The sequence below is a fragment of the Pseudofrankia sp. EUN1h genome (assembly GCF_001854645.1).
Taxonomy (GTDB): Bacteria; Actinomycetota; Actinomycetes; order Frankiales; family Frankiaceae; genus Pseudofrankia; species Pseudofrankia saprophytica.
This window is the reverse complement of record NZ_MBLN01000050.1, coordinates 13,873-36,247: the sequence shown is the minus strand read 5'-3', so window position 1 is coordinate 36,247 and position 22,375 is coordinate 13,873. Positions and strand designations below refer to the sequence as shown.

Annotated in this window: 17 protein-coding genes; 10 read left to right on the top strand and 7 right to left on the bottom strand. The window is 74.7% G+C overall.

Annotation, left to right across the window (positions count from 1 at the left end; all coding sequences use genetic code 11):
* Positions 1 to 12: 12 nt before the first annotated feature.
* Entirely contained in the window at positions 13 to 972 is a 960-nt protein-coding gene (locus tag BCD49_RS16575; protein WP_198939444.1) for an oxygenase MpaB family protein, read from the bottom strand.
* A 264-nt stretch (positions 973 to 1,236) separates the two neighbouring features.
* Between BCD49_RS16575 and mptB the strand changes: the two genes are divergently transcribed.
* The 8 genes from mptB to BCD49_RS16535 all read left to right on the top strand — a co-directional run bounded on the left by mptB (position 1,237) and on the right by BCD49_RS16535 (position 11,197).
* On the top strand, positions 1,237 to 3,054 hold the full coding sequence (mptB, locus tag BCD49_RS16570; RefSeq protein ID WP_241832344.1) for a polyprenol phosphomannose-dependent alpha 1,6 mannosyltransferase MptB: 1,818 nt from the start codon (positions 1,237 to 1,239) through the stop codon (positions 3,052 to 3,054).
* A 52-nt stretch (positions 3,055 to 3,106) separates the two neighbouring features.
* A complete protein-coding gene (galT, locus tag BCD49_RS16565; protein ID WP_007514222.1) occupies positions 3,107 to 4,246 on the top strand; it encodes a galactose-1-phosphate uridylyltransferase in 1,140 nt (379 codons plus the stop codon).
* 77 nt (positions 4,247 to 4,323) lie between these two features.
* Entirely contained in the window at positions 4,324 to 5,823 is a 1,500-nt protein-coding gene (locus tag BCD49_RS16560) for a galactokinase (RefSeq protein WP_051467405.1), read from the top strand.
* 986 nt (positions 5,824 to 6,809) lie between these two features.
* Complete coding sequence (locus tag BCD49_RS16555; protein WP_083401504.1) at positions 6,810 to 8,372, top strand: ATP-binding protein; 1,563 nt, start codon at positions 6,810 to 6,812, stop codon at positions 8,370 to 8,372.
* A gap of 54 nt (positions 8,373 to 8,426) precedes the next feature.
* The gene (locus BCD49_RS16550; RefSeq protein WP_007518153.1) at positions 8,427 to 8,849 is read left to right on the top strand and encodes a roadblock/LC7 domain-containing protein; all 423 of its coding nucleotides are present in this window, start codon (positions 8,427 to 8,429) and stop codon (positions 8,847 to 8,849) included.
* On the top strand, positions 8,846 to 9,220 hold the full coding sequence (locus BCD49_RS16545) for a DUF742 domain-containing protein (protein WP_007518151.1): 375 nt from the start codon (positions 8,846 to 8,848) through the stop codon (positions 9,218 to 9,220). The genes BCD49_RS16550 and BCD49_RS16545 overlap by 4 nt, the downstream gene beginning before the upstream one ends.
* The gene (locus tag BCD49_RS16540; protein ID WP_007518149.1) at positions 9,201 to 9,920 is read left to right on the top strand and encodes an ATP/GTP-binding protein; all 720 of its coding nucleotides are present in this window, start codon (positions 9,201 to 9,203) and stop codon (positions 9,918 to 9,920) included. Before BCD49_RS16545 ends, BCD49_RS16540 begins: the two co-directional genes overlap by 20 nt.
* A 29-nt stretch (positions 9,921 to 9,949) precedes the next feature.
* On the top strand, positions 9,950 to 11,197 hold the full coding sequence (locus BCD49_RS16535) for a cytochrome P450 (protein ID WP_007518147.1): 1,248 nt from the start codon (positions 9,950 to 9,952) through the stop codon (positions 11,195 to 11,197).
* A gap of 37 nt (positions 11,198 to 11,234) precedes the next feature.
* Here the strand turns inward: BCD49_RS16535 and BCD49_RS16530 are convergent, their stop codons facing one another.
* A complete protein-coding gene (locus BCD49_RS16530) occupies positions 11,235 to 12,464 on the bottom strand; it encodes a hypothetical protein (protein ID WP_007518145.1) in 1,230 nt (409 codons plus the stop codon).
* A 263-nt stretch (positions 12,465 to 12,727) separates the two neighbouring features.
* On the opposite strand from BCD49_RS16530, the gene BCD49_RS16525 reads away from it, so the two are divergent.
* Positions 12,728 to 14,551, top strand: coding sequence for a DNA polymerase ligase N-terminal domain-containing protein (locus BCD49_RS16525; protein WP_071041649.1), 1,824 nt, complete (start codon positions 12,728 to 12,730; stop codon positions 14,549 to 14,551).
* A 677-nt stretch (positions 14,552 to 15,228) separates the two neighbouring features.
* On the opposite strand, the gene BCD49_RS16520 is transcribed toward BCD49_RS16525, so the two are convergent.
* Together BCD49_RS16520 and BCD49_RS16515 are read right to left on the bottom strand one after the other, a co-directional pair.
* Positions 15,229 to 16,569: an FAD-dependent oxidoreductase gene (locus BCD49_RS16520; protein WP_007518143.1), complete on the bottom strand. Its 1,341-nt coding sequence runs from the start codon at positions 16,567 to 16,569 to the stop codon at positions 15,229 to 15,231.
* The gene (locus BCD49_RS16515) at positions 16,569 to 17,024 is read right to left on the bottom strand and encodes a hypothetical protein (protein ID WP_007518142.1); all 456 of its coding nucleotides are present in this window, start codon (positions 17,022 to 17,024) and stop codon (positions 16,569 to 16,571) included. The genes BCD49_RS16520 and BCD49_RS16515 overlap by 1 nt, the downstream gene beginning before the upstream one ends.
* A 249-nt stretch (positions 17,025 to 17,273) precedes the next feature.
* Between BCD49_RS16515 and BCD49_RS16510 the strand changes: the two genes are divergently transcribed.
* A complete protein-coding gene (locus BCD49_RS16510; protein WP_007518140.1) occupies positions 17,274 to 17,648 on the top strand; it encodes a YccF domain-containing protein in 375 nt (124 codons plus the stop codon).
* Between the two features lie 53 nt (positions 17,649 to 17,701).
* On the opposite strand, the gene BCD49_RS16505 is transcribed toward BCD49_RS16510, so the two are convergent.
* The 3 genes from BCD49_RS16505 to BCD49_RS16495 form a co-directional block, all read right to left on the bottom strand.
* Entirely contained in the window at positions 17,702 to 18,412 is a 711-nt protein-coding gene (locus BCD49_RS16505) for a TetR/AcrR family transcriptional regulator (RefSeq protein ID WP_007518139.1), read from the bottom strand.
* A 25-nt stretch (positions 18,413 to 18,437) separates the two neighbouring features.
* Positions 18,438 to 20,000 carry an MFS transporter gene (locus tag BCD49_RS16500; RefSeq protein WP_007518137.1) on the bottom strand — a complete coding sequence of 521 codons (1,563 nt, stop codon included), beginning with the start codon at positions 19,998 to 20,000 and terminating at the stop codon, positions 18,438 to 18,440.
* Positions 20,001 to 20,156: 156 nt separating this feature from the next.
* On the bottom strand, positions 20,157 to 22,148 hold the full coding sequence (locus BCD49_RS16495) for a rhodanese-like domain-containing protein (RefSeq protein WP_007518135.1): 1,992 nt from the start codon (positions 22,146 to 22,148) through the stop codon (positions 20,157 to 20,159).
* Positions 22,149 to 22,375 lie beyond the last annotated feature (227 nt).

Sequence of the window (22,375 nt, the reverse complement as noted above, 5' to 3'; positions counted from 1 at the left end):
CGGCTGGGGAGGTCAGACCAGCCGCTGGCCCAGCCGGCGGCGCAGGCGCATGTCCAGGAGCAGCAGGTTGTAGGGGAAGAGGCGGGCGAACCKGGGCAGGCGGCGCTGCACGGTGCCGAGCTGGCGCAGCGTCCGGTCGAACCGGGCCTGGTCGGCCGCGGACCAGGCCAGCCGCATCTCCTCGCGGAACCTGGGCGGCAGGAAGCCGGTCGTCACGAACATCATCAGCCGGCGCGGGCCAAGACTGAACGGCCAGCGCATCCCCCGGCCGGTCACGAGGCCGTGCAGGTAGGCGCGGACGGCCGGGTCGATGGCGACCCGGCCGAGCGCCTCCTCCCAGTACAGGTCGAACGCGGCCCGGTCGGCGGGCCACATCCGCTGGCGCATCTGCAGGGTCGTGCCGAAGCGGGCGGCGTGCCGGTAGAACGCGTCCGCGGCCGCCGGCTCGATCGGTCCGTGCAKCCGGGTGTGGACGTCGACGGCGCCCCGGTACATACAGGCCGCCACCCACAGCTGCAGCTCCGGCCACAGCGCGTTGTAGCGCACGGAGCTCGCGGAGGTGGAACGGACCTGCCGGTGGGCCGAGTTCACCGCGTCCCGGTACTGGGCGCGCTCCTCGTCGGTGCCGAGCATGGCGACGGCGATGTAGGTCAGCGTCGTGCGGAAGCGCTTCACCGGATGGTGGGTGAGCCGCCCGGTCGGCACCTGGCTCTCCATCACGCCGTGGCCGACGGGCGCCCAGCTCAGCTGCATGACGACGTTCGCGACGCCGGCGAGGAACGCGCCGAGGCCGTCCAGGTACTCACACACGTCGAAACCGGCTGGATCGAAACCGGCCGCGTTGGCGCCGCTGGGTGAGACGACGGCGGGCCGGGTAGGAGGCGGGCATGGCGCCCTGCCGGCCGGGATGACCGTCGCGGGCGCCGTCCTGGGGGCCGGGATGTCGCCCGCGGCAGCCGAGGCCCTCGTCACGTGGCGTCTCCTTTCGCCGTGCGTCGCCTGGGCGCGCTGGCTGGTTCTCGACGTCCAACACCGAGGTTAGAGGAGCCAGGGGGCGCCGATATCGCGCTCCGTATTTCCACTGTGACCTTCGCGGCGAGATCCCTGCGGCCTGTGACCGCGTTGTGACGGCTCGCTGGCAGCTTCACGATCCATGTGACTGGCATCACGTCGATGGCGCTGGCGACCTCTCCGGTACCGCGCTGTTCACTCGGGGTCCGCTCCGGGTCCGTCTGCGTGTGCGACACGGCTGGCAGCGTCCACGTCGCGATGGGAGATACCAGGCCGGACAGGCAAACCAGGCGCCGCCAGGTCCATGACGCGGCGAAAGCCGGCGGAACCGACGCTGGCGCGACCAACGCGGGCGGAACCGACGACGGTACCGCCGGCCACGAGTCGGCGGACGGCCCGCGGAGTGACGGCCCGCGGACCGGCGGGGCGAGCCCCCGTGGCCGCCGGGCGCGGCATCTGGGCACGCTCGCGCTCGGCGGCGCGGTCGGTGCCCTGGGCGCCACCCTCGTCGTCGTCACCGGTGGGCGCCTCGCGCTCGGGCCCGTCGTGCGCCCGCCGACGGCCTGGTTCGGGCTGCTCGACCCGGTCGCGGTCGACAAGCCGTCGTTGCTGCCGGTGGTGCTGCTTTTCGGCGCGGCCCTGCTCGTCGGGGCCTGGTGGTGGGCGTGCCGCCGCAGCCAGCGCGGCGAGCTGTCCCTGCGCGGCGTCGCGGTGCTGATCTGCTGCTGGTCGGCCGCGCCGCTGGTGGGCCCGCCGATCCTCAGCCTGGACGTGTACAGCTATGTGGCCCAGGGCGCGATGCTCTCCAACGGGCTCGACCCCTACGCGGCGGGGCCGGCGCTGCTCGGCAGCCACCCTGCCGCGCTGGCCGCCGACCCGATCTGGCGGGACACCCCGTCGCCCTACGGCCCCGTCGGCCTGGGGCTCTTCCACGCGGTGGCCGCCCTGACCGGTGGCCAGGTCGTCCGGTCGGTCATCCTGCTGCGGATCGTGGCCGCCGTCGCGGTCGCGGCGCTGGCCTGGTGCCTGGTCCGCTCGGTGCCCGCCCAGCGTCGCCCGTGGGCGCTCGCCGCCGGCGTCGGCGGGCCGATCGTGCTGCTGGAACTGCTCGGTGCCGTCCACCTCGAGGCGGTGATGATGGCGCTGGCCGCGGCGGGGCTGCTGGCCGCCCTGCGCGGGCGGGTCGGCCTCGGCCTCGCCCTGCTCACCGCCGCCGCCCTGACCAAGTGGCCGGCCGCCATGATCATGGTCGTGGTGCTGGCCCGCCGGTGGGCCGATCTGGCCGTCGGCCCGGCCGAGCCGGCGGAGATGAAGGGGCCAGCGGAGCCGGCGGCGGAACCGGAGCCGGCGGCGCGCGCCGCTCTGGGTGGGCCGCGGTCGGGCGCCCTGCCCGGCCGGCCGGCGCGGGGGCCTGTGGCGCGGGTGCTCACGGCGGTGATCCGTGACCTCGCCGTGATCGCCGCGACGGCGGCCGCCCTGTCGCTGCTGCTGGTGCCCGACGGGCTGGGCTGGGTCAGGGCCACGTCGACCCCGTCACACGGGCTGAGCCTCTACTCGCCGGTCTCGGCGCTCGCCAACCTGCTCGCCATCGTGACCGACACGCCGGGCCCCGYGCTGCCGGGCAGCGACCTGCTCGGCCTCGCCCGCGCCGCCGGGATGGCCGGGGCCGCGCTGCTGATCGGCTGGCTGCTCATCACGGTTCGCCACCGGGACGTTCCGGCCACCTGCGGCCTCGCGCTGCTCAGCCTCGCCCTGCTCGGGCCGGTGCTCTACCCGTGGTACCTCGTCTGGGGCATGGTCCCGCTGGTGATGGCCAGGGGGGTGGCGCGCCCTCGGGTGCTCATGGTCGTCGGCGCCGCCGGGGCGTTCCTGTCGGTCCCGCATCCCGAGGTGCTCTTCGTCGGCGAGCCCGAGGTGACGTCGTGGTTCGCGCGGGAAGGCCCAGTTGTCCTGATCGTTCTGCTGGCGTGCGCGGGTGCCGGGCTGCTCGCTCGGCGCCGGCTGGTCAGCGCCGCGCGGGCCGAGGTCTACCGGTCGATGTGATCGGGCGCACCGGTACCGTCTAGGCCGTGACGGCGGCGTGACGGCGGCGGACGTGACCGAGGCTGGCGCCAGCCGGACGGCGGTGCTGCTGTCCGACGGCCGGGAGCTCATCTACTTCGACGACGAGCCGGGCCGCCACCACGGCGATCCCGACCGGCGCGGCCTCGTGCCGGTGGCCCGGCCGCCGTCCGAGCTGCGCCACGATCCGCTGACCGACGAGTGGGTGGTCATCGCCGCGCACCGGCAGGGGCGGACGCATCTACCGGCGGTCGCAGACTGTCCGCTGTGCCCCAGCCGGCCGGGCCGGGAGACCGAGGTTCCCGAGGACTACGACGTCGCGGTCTTCGAGAACCGATTCCCCGCGCTCGGCCTGCCCGCGCTGGGCCTGCCGGCGCTGGGCCCGCCGAGCCCCGGCGAGGGTGGCCCGCCCGCGTCGGTGGCGGGCCGGCCGAGGGAGCTGGCCGGCCCGTTCGCCGCCCGGCCCGGCGAGGGGCGCTGCGAGGTCGTCTGCTTCACCACCGACCACGACGCCTCGTTCGCGGCGCTCACACCGCGCCGGGCCGGGACGGTCCTCGCGGCCTGGACCGACCGCACCGCGGCGCTCGGCCGCCTGCCCGCCGTCGCGAGCGTGTTCGTCTTCGAGAACCGCGGCGAGGAGATCGGGGTGACGCTCGGCCACCCGCACGGCCAGATCTACGCCTACCCGTTCGTCCCGACGCCGCTGGCGACGATGATCCGCGTCGCACGTCGGCGGGGATGCTGCCAGCACTGCGAGGCCGTCGCCGCTGAGGAGGCCGCCGGCGCCCGCGTCGTCGCCTCGACGGACGCCTGGATCGCCTTCGTTCCGTTCGCCGCCCGCTGGCCGTTCGAGGTGTCGATCTACCCGCGCCGGCATGTTCCCGATCTGCCCGCCCTCGACGAGGGCGAGCGGGCCGAGTTCCCGTCGCTCTACCTGGATGTCCTGCGCCGTTTCGACCGGGTCCTCGGCGTGAAGATGCCCTACGTCGCCGCCTGGGAGCAGGCCCCCGTGCGGGCCGGCCGGCGCTGGGCACACCTGCGGCTGCGCGTGTTCTCCAACCGGCGCGCCCCGGACAGGCTCAAGTACCTCGCTGGCAGCGAGTCCGCGATGGGGGTCTACATCAACGACGTCGAGCCCGAGCGCGCCGCCGCCCTGCTGCGCGCCGCCGGTTAGGCGGGCTCGGAGGCGCGGCGAGACGCACGCAGGTGGGCCAGCGGATCGTCTCGCGGATGCCGGGCGTTCGCATATGCGTGACGGACGGCCAGGTCGCCGGGGGAGGTGGCGCCAGGACAGCGGGTGCCGCGTCAGCCGGTTCCGGCTCGCCCTCTCGCCAGGAGCCGGGCGATCTGGGTGGGCCGGGCGAGCTGGGTGGGCCTGACGAGCTGGACGGGCCTGACGAGCTGGACGGGCCGGTGGACGCGCCGCGCCGGTCCCGGGTGCGCCGCGGCCGGCCCGCCGGCCGGGGCGGGTGGGGGGCCGTGACGGCGGTGGCCTTCGGGCCGGGCCGGGTCAACCTCGTCGGTGAGCACACCGACTACAACGACGGCCTGTGCCTGCCGTTCGCGATCGAGCTGGGTGTCACGGTGCGGGCACGGCCTTCGCTGGACGGCATGATGCGGGTGCACGCGGTCGACATCGGCTCGCACGACGTGTTCCCGGCCTCCGTGCCCCCGCGCGCCGAGGGCTGGCGCTCGTTCGCCCGCGGAGTGGTCGCCCTGCTCACCGAGGCCGGATACCCCGTCCGGCCCGCGCGCCTGGCGGTCACCGGCACGCTGCCCCGGGGCGCGGGCCTGTCGTCGTCGGCGGCGCTCGAGGTCGCGCTGGCGCTCGCGCTGCTGGCGCACAGCGGGCACGACGAGCCGGACCGCCGCCAGCTCGCCCGGCTGCTGTCCCGGGTGGAGAACGAGTGGGTCGGCGCGCGTACCGGGCTGCTCGACCAGACCGCGTCGCTGTTCGGCCGGCCCGGCCACGCCCTGTGCCTGGACATCCAGGCCCTGGCCGCCGACGTGGCCGCCAACCCGGCCGCCGGCGTGGCCGCCGGTCAGGTGCCCACGGGTGATCAGGCGCCCGTCGGCGCGCCCGCTCCCGACCCCGCGGTGGCACCCGCTCCAGGGCCGCCGCCCGCGTCCGCACCGCCGCCCGCGCCCGCGGCGCCTTCCGCGCGGGCCGTGCCTCGCCCGCCGGGGCGCTGGCAGGTCGGTGCCGGCCGGACGGGCGGCGGTCCGGCGGCGGTGCCGGCGGGCGTCGAGGCGGTGCGTCTCGACCTGGGCCGGTGGCGGCTCGTGACGGTCGACTCCGGGGTCCGGCACGCGATCGCGGCGTCCGGCTACAACACCCGCAGGGCCGAGTGCGCCCGCGCCTGCGAGCTGCTCGGGATCAGCTCGCTGCGCGAGGCGGACCCGGACGCGCCCGGTCGGCTGCCCGAGCCCCTGGGCCGCCGGGTGCGCCACGTGCTGGCGGAGAACGAGCGGGTCCGGGGCGCGGTGGCGGCGCTGCGCGCTGGCGACCTGCCGGAGCTCGGCCGGGTGCTCGACGCGTCGCACGCCAGCCTGCGTGACCTCTACGACGTGTCGGTGCCCGAGGTGGAGGAGACGGTGGCCCGCCTGCGGGACCTCGGCGCGGCCGGCGCGCGGATGGTCGGCGGCGGGTTCGGCGGGTCGGTCCTCGCGCTCTTCCCGCCGGGCCGGCGCCCCCCGGCCGACGCCATGCGTGTCGTTCCGGGCGGCCCCGGTCGCCTGCTGCGTCGCTGACGCCCGAACCCATTCCGCCGAACCACAGTCCGCCGCACCAGCTCCCGCGAAGCCACGTCGTCCGAACTCACCGTCACCGAGGCGGAGTGGGCCGCCCGCTCGTCCGAGTGGCCGCCCACCGGGGCTTTCAGGCGCCCGGCCGCGCTCGGCGACCGCCCCGGGACGACGGTTGGCCGTCGACGCAACGAGGAGAAAACCTCGGCACACCGGACGTGTCTCCCGCGTGGCCTTCGGTGTTGTGGCGCGACCCAAGATCGTTCATTCGCGACCGTGGGCGCGCCCGCCGACAGTCGCTGCCTGTGACGATGGCGCCCTGGATGGCGGGGATCAGCGCGGCCGGCGGACGGGGAACGCCGCTTAAGACCAAAGGTCCCGATTTGTCCAGGTTCAAGTGCGCGAGCGCCGCGGCGGTGCTGGCGAAATGTCCCGGATGCGCGTCGAGGATCACCCACGACGACTATTCCGGGGCAAGTCGGTGCTGATGTTCAGAGTAATCACCCGATTATTACCGGTTGCCAAATCCAGGCCCCCCGCGAGATGGGCATCGAAACGCGGCGTCCATCGGCGAAACAACGTGAACACATGTCACCCACTCGGCCCTGGTCGGCCGGCCAGTGGCGGCGCTGGCTGAATGGGGCCCGTGCGCGTGGTCTCCCTAGCATCGGGTGACGGACGGCACAGGGGACCAACGCCCGCACCGGGTCAAACGCCCCACGCGGCCGGCCGGCTCCATTGCGTGTCCGGGGGGATGGCCGAGGAGTGGTCGCGGTGTCGAGAAAGCCTGCGGGGCGCGCTGTGCCTCTGTCGCGCATTCCGCGCCGGCCCGCGCACCCGCCGCGCTCAGCCGTGAATCCAGAGGCCGTGAATCCAGAGTTTTTGACGGGCGGCCTCACTGCCGCGCCGGTCCGGGCGTGCGCCGCCGGCGCGGCCGCCCGGGCGGCCGGGACGACGATCGGGACGACGATGTGGACGAGGAACTGATCGCGATGCCACGTGTACTCGGGCCCGCTCGCGGGCGGGCCGACACCTTCTCGGCCGGCACGTCCGCGCGCCGCCAGCCCGTCGCCGGCCCGAACCGCACCGTGCTGCTCACCGCGCTGCTGGTCATCGCCGTCGCCGCGCTGTGCGCGATCGCGATGACCCCGTCGTCCGCGCGGGCCTCGGTCAGTGTCGCGGTGCTCGTGGGCCTGGCCGCCGCGGCCGTGACCGTCGTCCTCGCGATCCGCCAGGCGGCCGGCACGGCGCGGCTCGCCGACCGGGTGGCGGCCCTCGACGCCCAGGCCGAGCGACGGGCAGCCGAGCTCACCCAGCTCGCCGACGACACCCTGCCGAAGATCGTCGCTCAGCTGCGCGACGGCATCTCGGCGCAGGAGGCGCTGGCGGGCGGCGGGCCGGCGCCGTCCGACGCCGCCGAGCAGCGGATCCTGCGGACGCTGGCCGAGGAGGTCGGCCGCGGCGAACGGATGCGCGCCGCCGCGATGGCCGCCTGCGCGAACGCCGCCGGCCGGGTCCAGGCGCTGGCCACCAGCATGCTCGCCGACCTGCGGGACATGGAGGACCGGCACAGCGAGGAGGTCCTCGGTGACCTGCTGCGCCTCGACCACAGCGTCTCCCAGGCCGGCCGGCTCGCCGACTCCATCGCGGTGCTCACCGGCGCCCGCTCCGGCCGGCGCTGGACCAAGCCGATCGTCATGGAGAGCATCCTGCGCGGCGCGCTCGGGCGGATCAGCGCCTACCAGCGGGTCCGGCTGCACTCGACCTGCACCGCCGCCGTCGCCGGCTACGCGGCCGAGGGTGTCATGCACGCCCTCGCCGAGCTGATGGACAACGCGACCAGCTTCTCCCCGCCGTCGGAGGAGGTGCACGTCTACGTCGAAGAGGTCCAGGCCGGCATCGTCGTCACCATCGAGGACGGCGGCCTGGTCATGGGCCCGGCGGCGCTGCGGCGGGCGGAGCGGGCCGTCTCGGCCGAGGCGCTCGACCTGACCACGCTTTCCGGCACCCGCCTGGGCCTGGCCGTCGTCGGCTCGCTCGCCCGCAAGTACGGGCTCACCGTGTCCTTCCGCCCCTCGTCCCGCGGTGGCACCGGCGTGATCGTCATCGTCCCCCGCCAGCTCATCACCCAGCCGCGACCGGAGGGCACGCCGCTGCCCGGGGCGCACGCGCCGGCGGCGGCGGGGCAGGCGGGCGCCGGGCAGAGTGGCCGGCAGCCGGCGGCGGCGCAGCCCAGCGAACCCGCGGCGCTTCCGGCGCGCGCGGCGGCGCGCCAGCCGGGCGAGCCGGATCCGCTGCCGAAGCGGGGCCGCGGCGAGACGCTCGCCGGCTCCGCGCGCACGGTGGCGGCACTGACGGCTCCCCCGGACGGCCCTCCCGCCGATGAGGCCAGCCGGCCGACCGCGGCCACGACGTCGCCCGGCGCGCGGTTCGGCGCCTTCCAGCAGGCGGGCGCGCGGGCCCGGTCCGCCGACACCGGCCCGGCCGGCACCGCCGGCCAGCCGCCGGCGCAGGACACCGGCACCGCCGACCCAGCAACCGACCCAGCCAGATAGGAGGCAGGGGCCGACCTGCCGTGGGCAGCGGACCCGCGGCGGCCCCGCGACCCGATGATGAAGACCAACGAACGCGACCTCGACTGGCTGCTCGAGAGCCTCCTCGAACGCACCCCGGGCGCCCGGCACGCGCTGGTGCTGTCGCGGGACGGTCTGAAGATGTGCCGCACCTCCGGGCTCACCGTCGACGCGGCCGACCAACTGGCGGCCATCGCGTCGGGCATCCAGAGCCTCGCGCACGGCGCGTCCGCCGAGTTCGGCGACGGCACCGGCGGGGTCCGCCAGTCCATGACGGAGTTCCACGGCGGCCTGCTGTTCATCGTCGAGGCCGGCGAGGGCGCCCATCTCGCGGTCATCGCCACCGAGGACGCCGACGCGGGCGTGATCGGCCACAACATGAACGAGCTGGTCGAGCAGATCGGCGAGTACCTCAGCGCGCCGGCCCGCGACCTGAGGGCCACGGTGGCTCCGGCGTGACCCGCGGCAACATCGACCGGGAGAACCCGGACCGGCTCTACACGATCACCGGTGGGCGCAGCCGGGCGGACGTCGACACCTTCGACCTGGTCACCCTCGTCATCGCCGAGTGCGACCCCAGCCCGGGGATGCAGTCGGAGCACGCCGGCATCCTGCGGTTCTGCCGCTCCGCGCGGGCCGTCGTGGAGATCGCGGCCCACCTGCGCCTGCCGATCAGCGTCACCCGGATCCTGCTGTGCGACCTGCTCGACGCCGGCCGCATCATGGTCCGCCAGCCGGCCAGGTCCGCGCCGCGCCGCTCGGCGGTCGAACTCCCGTACGCCCACCCCGAGTTGCTGAGAGAGGTGCTCGTTGGACTCCGCCGGCTCTAGGACGGCCGCCTCGCCGCGGGCCGGGTCCGCCTTCTTCCCGGGGCGCGGCGAGCCCGCCGAGCCGCGGATGCTGGCGCCGCTGCGCGAGACGGTCCGCGAAGGCCTGAAGATCGTCGTCGTCGGCGGGTTCGGTGTCGGCAAGACCACGATGGTGCGGGCGGTCAGCGAGATCCGCCCGCTGTCCACCGAGGAGGTCATGACCGAGGCCGGCGTCGGCATCGACGACACCGCGGGGCTGCGAGGCAAGAACACCACGACGGTCGCCTTCGACTTCGGCCGGATCAGCCTCGACGACCACCTTGTGCTCTACCTGTTCGGGGCGCCGGGCCAGGAGCGGTTCTGGTTCCTGTGGGACCGGCTGTTCGCCGGCACGCTCGGCGCCGTCGTGCTGGTCGACACCCGCCGGGTCCAGGACTCCTGGTACGCGATCGACCGGCTGGAGCACCAGAAGGTGCCGTTCGTCGTCGCCCGCAACAACTTCGGCGCGCCGGCCCACTCGCTCGACGAGGTGCGCGACGCGCTGTCGCTCAGTCCCGAGGTGCCGCTGATCGACTGCGACGCCCGTGCTCGCGAGTCGAGCAAGGCGGTCCTGATCGGGCTCGTCGACCATGTGCTGGCGCTGTCCACCGCCGCGCACGGCTCGCCGGCCGCGCATGGTGCGCCGGCCGCGCATGGTGCGCCGGCCGGCCTCGGTTCCTGACGGGCTCTTCGAGGGTTGGGGGAGACCCGATGACTGATCTGACCACCGCCATGGACCGCGCGTCCGTCCTGGCCAGCCGCTACCCGGCGCACGTGGGCGCCGCCCGGCTCTACGGCGACGAGTTCCACCGGGACGCGGCCGGGTTCTTCCGCGAGCTGCGGGCCCGGCACGGCGCGGTGGCCCCGGCGCTGCTCGAGGGCGACCTCCCGGTCTGGCTGGTGCTCAGCTACCGGGAGATGCACTACGTCCTGACCCGCCCGGAGGTGTTCGACCGGCAGACGCCGTGGAACGCGCTCGACCTCGTCCCGGCGGACTGGTCGCTGCAGTGGATCCTCGGCAGCGCGGCGGTGATGAGGTCGGGCGGCCAGGAACACGAACGCCGCTCGACCGTGCTGCACGACGCGCTGGGTGCCGTCGACCAGCTCGAGCTGCGGTCGCGCTGCGAGCGGATCGCCGACCTGCTGATCGACGAGTTCGCCGCCACGGGCCGGGCCGAGCTGATGAGCGAGTTCGCCCTGCGGATGCCCGTGCACGTCGTGTGCTGGCTGCTGGGCATCCCGCTGGACGAGGCGTCGGCCGTGGTGCGCGACCTCATCGTGCTGATGGACCTCACGGCCGAGGCGCCGGTCGCCTACGGACGGCTGCTGGCCCGGATGCAGGACCTGATCCGGCAGCGGCGCGAGCGGCCGACGTTCGACGTCGCCTCCGGTATGGTCAACCACCCGCTGGCGGCGCCGGACGACCAGCTCGTCGAGGACATGCAGTACGTGCTCACCGCCGGGCAGCAGCCGACGGCCTACTGGATCGGCAACACGGTGCGGCTGCTGCTCACCGACGCCCGGTTCGCCATGACGCTCGCCGGCGGCCGGCGCAGCGTCGGACAGGCGATGGGCGAGGTCCTCTGGGAGGATCCCCCACTCGCGAACCTGAGCGCGTACTGGGCCGCCCGGACCTGCCAGCTGGGCGGCTACCAGGTCCAGGCCGGCGACATGCTGGTGCTCAGCATCGCCGCCGCGCACGCCGACCCGCACATCCGCCCGGACCAGGCGGCCAGCGTCGGCGGCAACCAGGCGCACCTGGCGTTCGGCCACGGCCCGCATCGCTGCCCGTTCCCGGCGCAGGAGCTGTCCGAGGTCATCGCCGAGACCGCCATCGAGGTCCTGCTCGACCGGCTCCCCGACCTCAGCCTGGCCGTACCCGCGGCCGAGCTGCGCTGGGAGGAGTCCCTCTGGATGCGGGGACTGGCGAGCCTGCCCGTCACCTTCACCCCGGCCTGACCGGCTTCGGCCCGGCCGGGGTGCTCGGCTTCGGAGGCTAGGCCGCGGGCTTCGGCTTGGGGCCGGCCGAGCGCATGTTGACGAGGCGGCCGAGCAGGTCGAACCAGAACGGCGCCCCCACGGTCAGGGCCGCCGCGGCGACCAGCCAGCCGAGCACCTTCAGCGCCCAGCCGCCGGCGTCGTCGGGAAGGGCCCGGGGATCGGTGGCCGCGTCGGCCCGGGTCCAGCCGAACGGCAGCTGCAGTGCGCCGATGTCGCGTACCGCCTCGACCGCCGTCTCGTCGGCGCCGTCGCCGGACGGGCCGTCCCCACCGGCGGGAGTGGATGCCTGTACGTGGGTCTCGGCGGAGGAGACGGCGACCGCGCGCAGCGCGCTGTCCTGCCAGAGCGCCCGGGTCAGGCCGATCGCGTCCAGGTTGAAGGCGACGGTCAGCGCGACGGCGTAGACCAGCAGGAACTTGCCGATCCGGCGCTTGTACCAGCCGGAGAGCCGGTCCATCGCGCCGTCGTACCACTGGGCGAGCTCCGCGACCAACTTGTCCCGGTCGGCGCCCGCCCGTGCGGCGGTCGCGGTCAGCGCGATCTTGAGCGGTGACTCCGGCAGCAGGGCGATCTCCGCGCCCAGCGGCAGCATCGCCGTGTCCGGCGACTGGGCCAGGAGCGCGACGATCGCGGTGGTGACCGTGCGGCCGGCCTCGCTGGAAGCGGGCATGGCCGCGTTCAGCGCCTGGGCGGTCGCCGGGGTCAGGCTGTCGTAGGCGGCGCGGTAGGCGGCCGTGTAGGCAGCGCGCTGCTCGTCCGTGACGTCGCTGGGGAAGACGCTCGCGAGCTCGGCGGGACTGGCGCGGTGCAGCAGGGCGCGCGCCGGCGGCTCGACAAGTTCGAGCACGGCCCGCGCGAACGCCGTCGACGAGACGTAGGTCGGCAGCCGCAGGTCGCGGGCTCGCCGAACGGCGCCGAACCAGCCGCGGGCCGGTGGCGCCTCGCCGACGGCGGAGACGCTGGAGCCCCCGCCTGCCCGCAGGGCCCGCAGCGGGCCGTCCAGCAGCTCGGCGGTGATGTCACGCGCGCGCCCCGCGCCGTCCTGGGGCAGGGCCCGGGGATGGACGGCCTCCGAGGCGAGGCGGCGTAGCTCGGCCTCCAGCTGGCGTCCCCGGTAGTTGAAGAAGCCAAGCACGGCCTCGTTCACCCGGGAGACGGCGACACTGAAGACGGCGAACACCAGGGCAAGCCCGATGAGCACCTGCAGAACGGCGGAGTCCGACATGACAGACCTCGTTCGCATTTGCCACGACAAAGAGCGGACCGCGTCTTTGTACCGGAACCCGCGTGCGGCCCGCCGCGGCGGGCCGCGCACCAGGGCCCGCCTGCCCGGTCGCGGTGTGTTTCCTTGTGGGGACGTGGTGCCCAAGCGCGTTTCCCTGCCGGGTGCGGGGAGAAGGCGTGCTTCTCGACGGGCGTTCCCGCGGGAGGTGGCCGGGTGCCATCGGGGGTGACGGCGGTGGCGCCGGGAAAGGACGGGTGGGGCGCGTGACGCCGGAGAAGCCGCGTTCGCTGGACGCCTACCGCGCCCGGCGCGACCCGGCGCGCACCCCCGAGCCGATTCCCACCGCTCCCTCGCTGGACGCGTCCACGCCGCCGGCGGATCAGGACGAGTCACCGCCGCCGGTTGGGACGGCACCGCCGGCTGGGACGACGCCGTCGGCCGAGTCGGCACCGTCGGCTGAGTCGGCACCGTCGGCTGAGTCGGTGGAGACGCCCGCGGGTGGGAACGAGGACGGCGACGCGGTCGACCACACGGGTGACGACCAGGCGGGGCGGGGCGACACCTTCGTCATCCAGGAGCACCACGCGCGGGCGCTGCACTGGGACGTGCGACTGGAACGCGACGGGGTGCTCGTCTCGTGGGCGGTGCCGAAGGGCCTGCCCGTCGACCCGCACACCAACCACCTGGCGAAGCAGACCGAGGACCACCCGATCGAGTACGCGGACTTCGCCGGCGACATCCCGCGTGGAGAGTATGGCGGCGGGGCGGTGAAGATCTGGGACCGCGGCACCTATGAGCTGGAGAGCTGGGACGCGGACAAGGTGAGGGTCGTGCTGAGCGGCGWACGCGTGCGCGGCCGTTACGTCTTCTTCCGTGCCGGAGGCCGGTCGGGGCGGGAGGCCGGCGCGGGGAGCCGGCGCCGCGGCGCGCCGTACGGGCCGGACGACTGGATGGTGCACCGGATGGACCCGCCCGAGGATCCGGCCCGGGAGCCGATGCCGGCCGCGCTGGAGCCGATGTACGCCGTCGCCGGCCCGCTGCCGTCGGGGCCCGAGTGGGCGTACGAGGTCAAGTGGGACGGGATGCGGGTGCTCGCGTTCGTCGAGGGCGGCCGGGTTCGGGCCCGCAGCCGGACCGGGCGCGACGTGACCGCCGCGTTCCCGGAGCTGCGGCCGGTCGGGGCCGCGCTCGGCGCGACGCAGGCCGTCCTCGATGGCGAGATCGTCGCCTTCGGGCCCGACGGCCGGCCCGACTTCTCCCTGCTGGCACACCGGATCCACGTCGCCGACGCGGCCGCGGCCCGCCGGCTGGCCCGCCAGATCCCGGTGAGCTACCTCGTCTTCGACCTGCTCTTCCTCGAGGGGCACCCCACGACCGGCCTGTCCTTCGACGAGCGGCGCGCGCTGCTGGCCCAGCTCGCGGCTGCCCAGTTCCCGGCCGGCCAGTCCCCGGGGCTGACACTGTCGGACACGCTGCCGGGCGACGGGCCGGAGGTGCTGCGCGCGAGCGCCGCCGCCGGCCTGGAGGGCGTCATCGCCAAGCGCCGTTCGTCGGTCTACCAGCCCGGCCGGCGCGGCGCGGACTGGGTGAAGACGAAGAACATCCGTACCCAGACCGTGGTGATCGGCGGCTGGGAGCCGGGCGCGGGCAGGCGGGAGGGCCGCATCGGCTCACTGCTCGTCGGCATCGCGGACCCCGGCGGTCCGAACTCCGGCGGCCCGGGTTCCGGCCGGGCGGATGCCGGCGGGGCGGAGGGCGGCGAGCCCGGTGCCGAGGTCGGTGCCGGGATCGCGTTCCGGTACGCGGGACATGTCGGGACGGGCTTCTCCGACGCCATCCTCGATCTGCTCGCCGGGCTGCTGGAGCCGCTGCGGCAGGACACCCCGCCGTTCCTCGACGTGCCGGCGCCGCGTGCCCGCAAGGCCGTCTGGGTGCGCCCCGAGCTGGTCGCCGAGGTCGAGTACGCGCACTGGACCCCCGACGCCCGGCTGCGCCACCCGTCCTTCAAGGGCCTGCGCGACGACATGACCCCCGCCGACACGGCCCGGGACCCTTCCCCGATCGGCGAAGCCGATCCGACGTCGTGAACGGACGTCGACGGCCGTGAGCTGACGTCGACGGCCGGCAAATGGCATCGACGGCGGAGCCCAACGAGACGCGCGCCTCCGGACTCGCGAGGGTCCTGGCCGCTGGCCGCGAGCAGCCACGGCGCGGCGGCGCGGCGGCGCGGCGGCGCGGCGGCGAGGTGGCGAGGTGGCGCGGCCTGCGTAGCCGCGGAATGCGGTGCCGTACCTCCGCGCCTTGGTCGGTCAGTGCCCGCGCCGAAATGGCGAACTACGTACCAGATGGTGACTCGGATCCCATCGTGGGGACCGACGGCACGGTGGCCGGATCGTTACCTTCGCCCGGGCTGCGCGCGCTTGATCCTGTCACTGTGTCAGGCTCTAGCGTCGAAGCATGAAGCCGCCCGCCGAGACGTGGACCATCGGCCAGGTTGCCCGTGCAGCCGGGGTGAGCGTGCGTGTAGCGAGCAGACCTGGTCCTACCTCCGCCGCGCTCCGACCGTGTTACCCCTGCCGGTGATCCCGGCGCTTAGCCTGAGCAGGTTGCCGCGCCGGTCGCTGATCGCGGTTTCCGCCCTCCGATGGCTGTCCGCGGGACCGGATCACGACCACTGGAGTGCACAGATGGCGATCAGGCCCCTGCCGACGGCGGCCCGGCCACAAGATCTGCGCAGGTTCGGTCAATCGCCGCGCTTCCTGGCCTAGCGCGGCGAGGCTGGTACGGACGTTGGCAGGTCGCGCGGCACGGGTGTGTCTACGTGCTCGGGGCGCAGGCCGACGCCGACCAGGCGACCGGCGAGGCTCCGCAGAACCGGCTGACGATCCAGTACGCGGACCGGCAGCGGAGCTCGCACCGGCACGTCGGCGGCGAGTGCCGGGCCGATCAGGCCGCGGCCGAGTCCGCGCTGCAACAGCTGGGTGCCCGCGGCCGGGAACCACCGGCGGCGCTGGAAGGCGCGCAGCACCCTCGTCATCTCGTCCGTCCCGACGCTGGAACGCAGCGGGGCGGCGAGCATCCGCGCCGCCGCGACCGCGTCCTGCACCGCCAGGTTGATACCGACCCCGCCGACCGGCGACATCGCGTGCGCCGCGTCACCGATGAGCAGCACGCCGGGGGAATGCCAGCGGCGTAGCCGGTTGACCCGCACCGGCAGGAAGGCGACGTCGTCGGCTTCGACGAGCGCGCCGACCCGGCCCGCGAGCCAGGGCGCGAGCGCGGCGACGCCGGCGCGTAGCGCATCCGTACCGGTCGCGAGCGTCGCCTCCTTGCCGCCCTTCGGGATGAGGTACGCCGTCTGCCAGTAGTGGCCGCGGTCGATGAGCACCAGCAGCCGGCCGGCGCCAACCTGTACGGCGACTCCCTCCGGGTCGTCGGGCCAGCGCGGCAGCCGGAACCACAGCACGTCCATCGGCGCGCCGAACTCCTGGCGGGTGAGTGGCCGCCCGGCCGCGTCGAGAGCCGCGCACACCGTCGAATACCGCCCGTCCGCCCCGATGACCAGCCKGGCGCGGATCTCGACCTGGCGGGGCGCGGCCCCCGGCCCGTCCGGCAGCGCGGCGGGAGCGGCCGCCACGACCCCGCGGGCCGGTCCTCCCGGTGTGTCGAAGATCAGGCCGGTGGCCTCGTGGGACCGCAGCAGCAGGAAGGTCGGATACTCCGCGGCGGCCGCGGCGAGCATCTCCAACAGGTCCCACTGTGGCAGGAAGAGCACATAAGGGTGGGTGACGCGCAGCCGGGAGAAGTCGGCGACCCGGTAGGTGCCGTCGGCGAAGGTCGCGGTCAGCTCGCGCACCGGCCGGCCCGGCAGGGCGTCGACCCGGTCGCCCAACCCCAGGTCGTCGAGCACGTCGAGGGTGGACGGGTGGACGGTGTCACCGCGGAAGTCACGCAGGAAGTCGGCGTGCTTCTCCAGCACCGTCACCCGCACTCCCGCGCGGGCGAGCAGCAGCCCCACCAGCAGCCCGGCCGGTCCGGCGCCAACGACGCAGACATCGCACGAACCGGGGTCGCCGGCGCCTCGGCCGGTGGAGGCGCCGGCCATCACAGGGTGGCCCGCGTCCCGTGTGACCTGGTGTTGGCCGACCGGGTGCCGCCGCGGCCGCGGCGCGTGGGCCGGGTGTGCGGCGGCTGCGGCGGTGTGGGGTCGGGCGGCAGGTGGGGGCCCGGATCGGGGTGTGGTCCCGGCTCGGCCGGAGTCGGCTCGGTCACGGCGACCGGAGCCGGCTCGGTCACGGCGAACAGCGGCGCGTCGAAGTCCTCGCCGTCGACGTCGTTGCCACTGAAGTCYTGGACGTCGAAGTCTTGGACGTCGAGGTCCAGGACGGCGCGGTCCTCGACGGCTTCCGCGCGGGCGCGCGCGGCCGATGGCGAGGCTCGCCAGTCCGCGAGCCACCACGACGGGCGCGGCGCGGGGCTCTGCCGTGGTCGGATGGGCCTCGATCCGGCGCGGCTTCTCGGTTCCCGCTCGGCCGCCGGCGGGGTGAACGAGTCGCTCATGATTCCCCTGTACCCGCGACGGCCCGGACATACCGCCGGACGGCATCCTGGGGGCGCCCGCCGGGCGGACTCACTGACGGATGCCGGACATCGGTGTGGACGTCGCGATCGGTGGCCACAATAGTGACGACCGCGTCGGGAATGGCCGCCGTAGTCGGACCGGCCGCCGTAGTCGGACCGATGGTCGCGGCGGCCGGCGGGACGCGGGGGAACACCCATGACGGGGAACGCCGGGGAGAGGAGGACGCGATGCGCCTCGTGCTGAACCTGATCTGGCTGGTGCTGTGCGGGCTGTGGATGGCGATCGGTTACGCGGTCGCCGCGTTGATCTGCTTCATCCTGATCATCACGATCCCGTTCGGGATCGCGTCGCTGCGGATCGCGAACTACGCGCTCTGGCCGTTCGGCCGGACGGTGGTCGACGACCCGGAGGCCGGCGCGCCGTCGCTCGTCGGCAACGTGCTGTGGGTGATCTTCGCCGGGTGGTGGCTGGCGCTCGGCCACCTCGTCACCGGGTTCCTGCTCTGCCTGACGATCATCGGCATCCCGCTGGGCCTGGCCAACTTCAAGCTGATCCCGGTGTCGCTCCTCCCGCTCGGCAAGGAGGTCGTCGCCGTCCCCTGACCCCTGCCAGCCGCCCGCCGCCCGCCGCCTGCTCTGGCCCGGGGCCGGTGGCGTCAGCCGAGGCGCAGGACCGGGCCGGCCGCGACGAGGTCCTCCCAGTCGGCCTGCGCGATGGGGCGGGTCGCCAGCGGGTGCTCGCCACCGGGGCGCAGGCCGTCGAGGAGCAGCTCCAGGTACCGGTGCCAGATCACCGGGGCGGCGTGGTGGGTGGCGTCGATGAGGCCGTGCAGCGTCCAGATGAGCACGCCGACGTCATAGGGGCCGACGTCCGAGCGGACCCGACCGGCGGCGCGCCCGTCCGCGAGGATCAGCTCGACGGTGCGCACGTACTCGTCGCGCAGCGGCCGGGCGACAGCCGGGTCCCACAGCCGGCCCGAGCGGATGCCGTCGGTGGCGTGCTGCTCGGCCATCGCCCGGACGAACACCTCGAGCCGCTCGGCCGGCTCCGGGTGGGCGTAGGCGACCTGCGCCGTCGTCAGCAGCTGCTCGAAGAACGGGCGGGCCAGCTCGTCGAGCAGCGCGTTCTTCGTCGGGAAGCGCCGGTAGACGGTGCCGATCCCGACGCCGGCACGGCTCGCGACCTCCTCGACGGTGAAGGCGCCGCCGTGCTCCCGGTAGAGCTCCATCGCGGCGGCCAGCACCCGCTCCCGGTTGCGGGCCGCGTCGCAGCGCAGCCGTTCGGCCCGCGGCGACGCCGCCCCCGGTCCCGATGTGCCGGACGCCGGGGCCGGCGTCAGCGAGGCCACGGAGGCCACCGAGCTCATGCCACCAGCCTAGGCCCGCGCCCGATCAACTCGCCGCCGAAGCGGCCACGGCCTCGCCGGCCGCCCCGGCGGGCACCGGCGAGCTCGTCGTCCCCCCGGTTCGGCCCGATCTGGCCCGCATGGTCGGGACCAGCGCGCCGGCCAGCGCCGCGACCAGCGTCGCCACGCCCAGCAGCACCAGGCTGGTGACGTAGCTGGACTCCTTCGGGTACCCGCCGGGCAGGCCGCCGGAGGCAAGCACGCTCGCGACGATGCCGCTGCCGATCGACCCGCCGATGGTGCGGATGTTGGCGTTCATGCCGGTGGCGGCGCCGGTCGTCTCGATCGGGACGGACTGGATGATCAGGTTGGCCATCGAGGAGAACGCCAGGCCGATGCCGATGCCCTGCACGCCCGACATCACGATGAAGTTCCACGGCGAGCCGTGATCGACGACCAGCAGCGCGCAGGCCGCCGCGGCGACCACGGAGCCGACCACCAGCGGCACCTTCGAGCCGAACCGGTCGGTGATCCGGCCGATCAGGACGCCGAGGACGAGCATCGCGACGGTGCCCGGCAGCATGTACAGGCCGGAGAGCGTCACCGACGCGCCGAGGCCGTAGCCGACGCTCTTCGGCGTCTGCATCAGCGGCGGTACGACGATGAACGTCGCGTACATCCCGATGCCGAGCAGCAGCGCGGCGGCGTTCGTCCACCAGACCGCCGGGATCCGCATCACCTGCAGGTCGATCAGCGGCACCGCCGAGCGGCTCTCCACCAGCACCCACACACCGAACAGCGCGACCGCGGCGGCGAACAGACCGATCGTGCCGCTCGATGCCCAGCCCCAGGTGGAGCCCTTGGACAGACCGAGCAGCAACGCCACCAGCCACGCGGCGAGCGCGCCCGCGGCCGGCAGGTTCACCGAGCCGGTCGCCCGCACCGGCGACTCGGGAATGAAGAAGATCGTGGCGATCAGCGAGAGCCCGGACACCATCAGCGGGAACCAGAACAGCCAGTGCCAGCCCAGCCCCTCGACGATCGGGCCGGCGAGCACGACGCCCAGGCCGCTGCCGATGCCGAGCATGCCGGACATCAGGCCGATCGCGGCGGGGACCTTGGCGGGCGGGAACTCGTCGCGGATGATGCCGAACGCCAGCGGGAAGATCCCGCCGGCCAAGCCCTGGATGACCCGGGCGAGGATGAGCAGGCCGATCGAGTCGGTCAGCCCCGAGATCAGCGAGCCGATGCTGAGCGCGGCGAAGACGACCAGCAGCATCCGCTGCTTGCCGAACAGGTCGCCGATGCGGCCAAGGATCGGCGTGGCGATCGACGCGGAGAGCAGGAACGCGGTCAGCAGCCACGAGACCGTCGCCTGCGAGGTGTGCAGATCGTGCTGGATCACGGGCAGCGCTGGGAGGACCAGCGACTGCAGCACCGTGTACGCGGACGCGCCGAGCGCGAGCGTGACGAAGATCACCGTTGTGTTGCCGCGCCCGCGGGTGCGCGGACGCGGGTGCGCGCCGGCGGCTGGGCGCTCGCCTGCGGCGGCGTCGGGGCCTGAAGACGCGGCGCTGCCAGGGCGGCGACTGCCGGGTTCGGCGGACATGGGGCTCCGTTCGCGGGCGGACGAGAGGCGGGCGACAAGCGGAATCGCGCTCCGGATGATACGACAACCGGAATCGCCTTCCGCTTCCTTCGTTCACGCCGTCGCCGCCCGCGCCCGGTTCCGCCGCCCGCGTCCGGATGGGCGGTCCCGGTCCGGTCAGCTCGCTCCGGTCGCGACCGGGCGGTCCGGGTCGGACGACCAGTCCGACCACGACCCGGGGTAGAGCACGGCGTCGATCCCGGCGACGGCCAGCGCCGCGAGCTCGTGGGAGGCCGTGACGCCGGAGCCGCAGTAGACACCGACGACACCTGTGCCCTCGCCGGCGCCGAGGGCGGCGAACCGGGCACGCAGCTCCTCCGCCGGCAGGAACCGGCCGTGCTCGTCGAGGTTCGCCGCGGTCGGGGCGCTGCGGGCGCCCGGGATGTGGCCGGCGCGCGGGTCGACGGGCTCGAGCTCACCGCGGTAGCGCTCGCCGGCCCGGGCATCGAGCAGGATCCCCTCGACGGCGACCCGCGCCGCCCCCGCGGCGTCCAGCGTCGGCAGCGCGCCGCCGCGCAGCAGTACGTCACCCGGCGCCGGGACCACATCCCCGGTCTCCAGCGGCAGGCCGGCGGCGCGCCAGGCAGCGAGTGCGCCGTCGAGGATGCGCACGTCGCCGACGCCGGCCCAGCGCAGCAGCCACCAGGCCCGTGCGGCCGACTGACCGCCGTTGTCGTCGTAGACGACGACCCGCCGACCGGCGGTCAGGCCCCAGCGGCGGGCGGCGACGGTCAGCGCCGCCGCGTCGGGCAGCGGATGGCGCCCGCCGGGGACAGCCGCCGGCGCGGCGAGCTCGGTCTCCAGGTCGACGTAGACCGCGCCCGGCAGGTGGTCGGCGCGGTAGTGGTCATGCCCGTTCGGGTCGCCGAGCGCCCAGCGGACGTCGAGCAGCAGCGGCGAGTCGGCGGCGGTCAGCTCCTTGTGCAGCCGCTCGGGGTCGACGAGGACGGCGGCGACTGGCGCCGGGCCGTCACCGACCGCGTCGCTGCCGACCGCGTCGCCACCCACCGTCGCCGATGCCGCGGCCGATGTCGCCGTCGTGACGGGGAGCGGGCGGCCGGCGGCGGCGAGCACGGCGGCGAGCTCGGCCTCGCCGAGCGACGACGGTGCCGCGCCGGTGCGGGCGGCGGTGGCGATCCAGCGGGCGATCGCCGCGTTCACCGGGGCCTCGAGCCCGTGTAGGCGGGCGAGCAGCACGATCTCGCCGTTGAGGTAGTCGGACTCGACCGACGCACCGCGCGCGAGGCTCTGCCAGGTGGAGCTCCCGGAGCGCTCGTAGCCAGGAATCTCCTTGATCGACCAGCCGGACAGGTCCAGGCCGGGAGCCGTGATCGGCTCGGCGGGCTCGATGCCGGCCGCGGCGAACGCGGCGCGCGCCTCGTCGGCGACGGCGGCGACCGCGGCGTCGCGCAACGGGCCCGGTCCGACGGCCGCGTCCAGGTTGTAGGCGAGGTTGCCGAGCAGCTTGCCGGCCTTGTACCGGCCGATGTCGTCGACGACCGTCGTCGCGAACCCGGCGCGCCGCAGGTCGGCCGCCACCTGCTCCGCCACCCGGTCACCCGGGTGCGCCGACCCCGGCCCGCCACCGCGCGGCGCCCGCCCGAGGACGAAGCCGCCGACCTGCGGCGTCCCCGGCGAGACGACCTCCCCGGGACGCAGGTGCGTGGCGGGAATGACGACCACCGTGTCGATCACGGTGACGAACCGGCGCAGGGCGCCGCGGACGCTGTCGATCCCGTTCTGCGGCAGGACGACGGGCAGCACCTCGGCCGCCGTGGCGGGCTCGCCCGGGGCCCTGCCGGGTCCCGGCTCCACCCCGTCGACCGGCTGCCAGGCCCAGGTGGCCAGCAGCGCCTCGGCATCCTGCGACTTGGTCGCGAGCACCAGCACGTCGCCGGCGCGCAGCCGGACCTCGTCCGGGCCGGCCGCGACGTCGAGCGCCACCCGCCGCTCCCCTTCGGGCCGCAGGTAGCGCAGCCCGTGCTCACGCAGCGCGGTCAGGTTCGCGCCGCGCGCGACCACCAGCACCGGGACGCCGGCCTCGGTCAGTTGAGCGGCGACGCTCGCGCCCACCGCGCCGGCGCCGATGATCACATACCTGGAGCTCACGATCTTCCTTCCGCCCACGACCGCACCGACCCCACGGACAACGCCCGCCACCCTCGGCACCATGCACCTGGCGGGCAGGATTTATCGCGTCTTGAGCTACCTGTCACACACGAGCAACAACGGGCCGCCCCGGGTGGAGAAGCGTGGTCGGTGATCGACCGAATGGACACCGCAGTCGACCACAGTTCAATCGTCGATCACCTAGCGTGGCCGATGGTGGTGTCCTG

What these genes read in the sequence shown, in the direction of transcription:
- BCD49_RS16555 (WP_083401504.1), top strand. Translation starts at nt 6,810, where the DNA reads ATGCCACGTGTACTCGGGCCCGCTCGCGGGCGGGCCGACACCTTCTCG.
- BCD49_RS16550 (WP_007518153.1), top strand. Translation starts at nt 8,427, where the DNA reads ATGATGAAGACCAACGAACGCGACCTCGACTGGCTGCTCGAGAGCCTC.
- BCD49_RS16535 (WP_007518147.1), top strand. Translation starts at nt 9,950, where the DNA reads ATGACTGATCTGACCACCGCCATGGACCGCGCGTCCGTCCTGGCCAGC.
- BCD49_RS16530 (WP_007518145.1), bottom strand. Translation starts at nt 12,464, where the DNA reads ATGTCGGACTCCGCCGTTCTGCAGGTGCTCATCGGGCTTGCCCTGGTG.
- BCD49_RS16510 (WP_007518140.1), top strand. Translation starts at nt 17,274, where the DNA reads ATGCGCCTCGTGCTGAACCTGATCTGGCTGGTGCTGTGCGGGCTGTGG.
- BCD49_RS16505 (WP_007518139.1), bottom strand. Translation starts at nt 18,412, where the DNA reads ATGAGCTCGGTGGCCTCCGTGGCCTCGCTGACGCCGGCCCCGGCGTCC.
- BCD49_RS16500 (WP_007518137.1), bottom strand. Translation starts at nt 20,000, where the DNA reads ATGTCCGCCGAACCCGGCAGTCGCCGCCCTGGCAGCGCCGCGTCTTCA.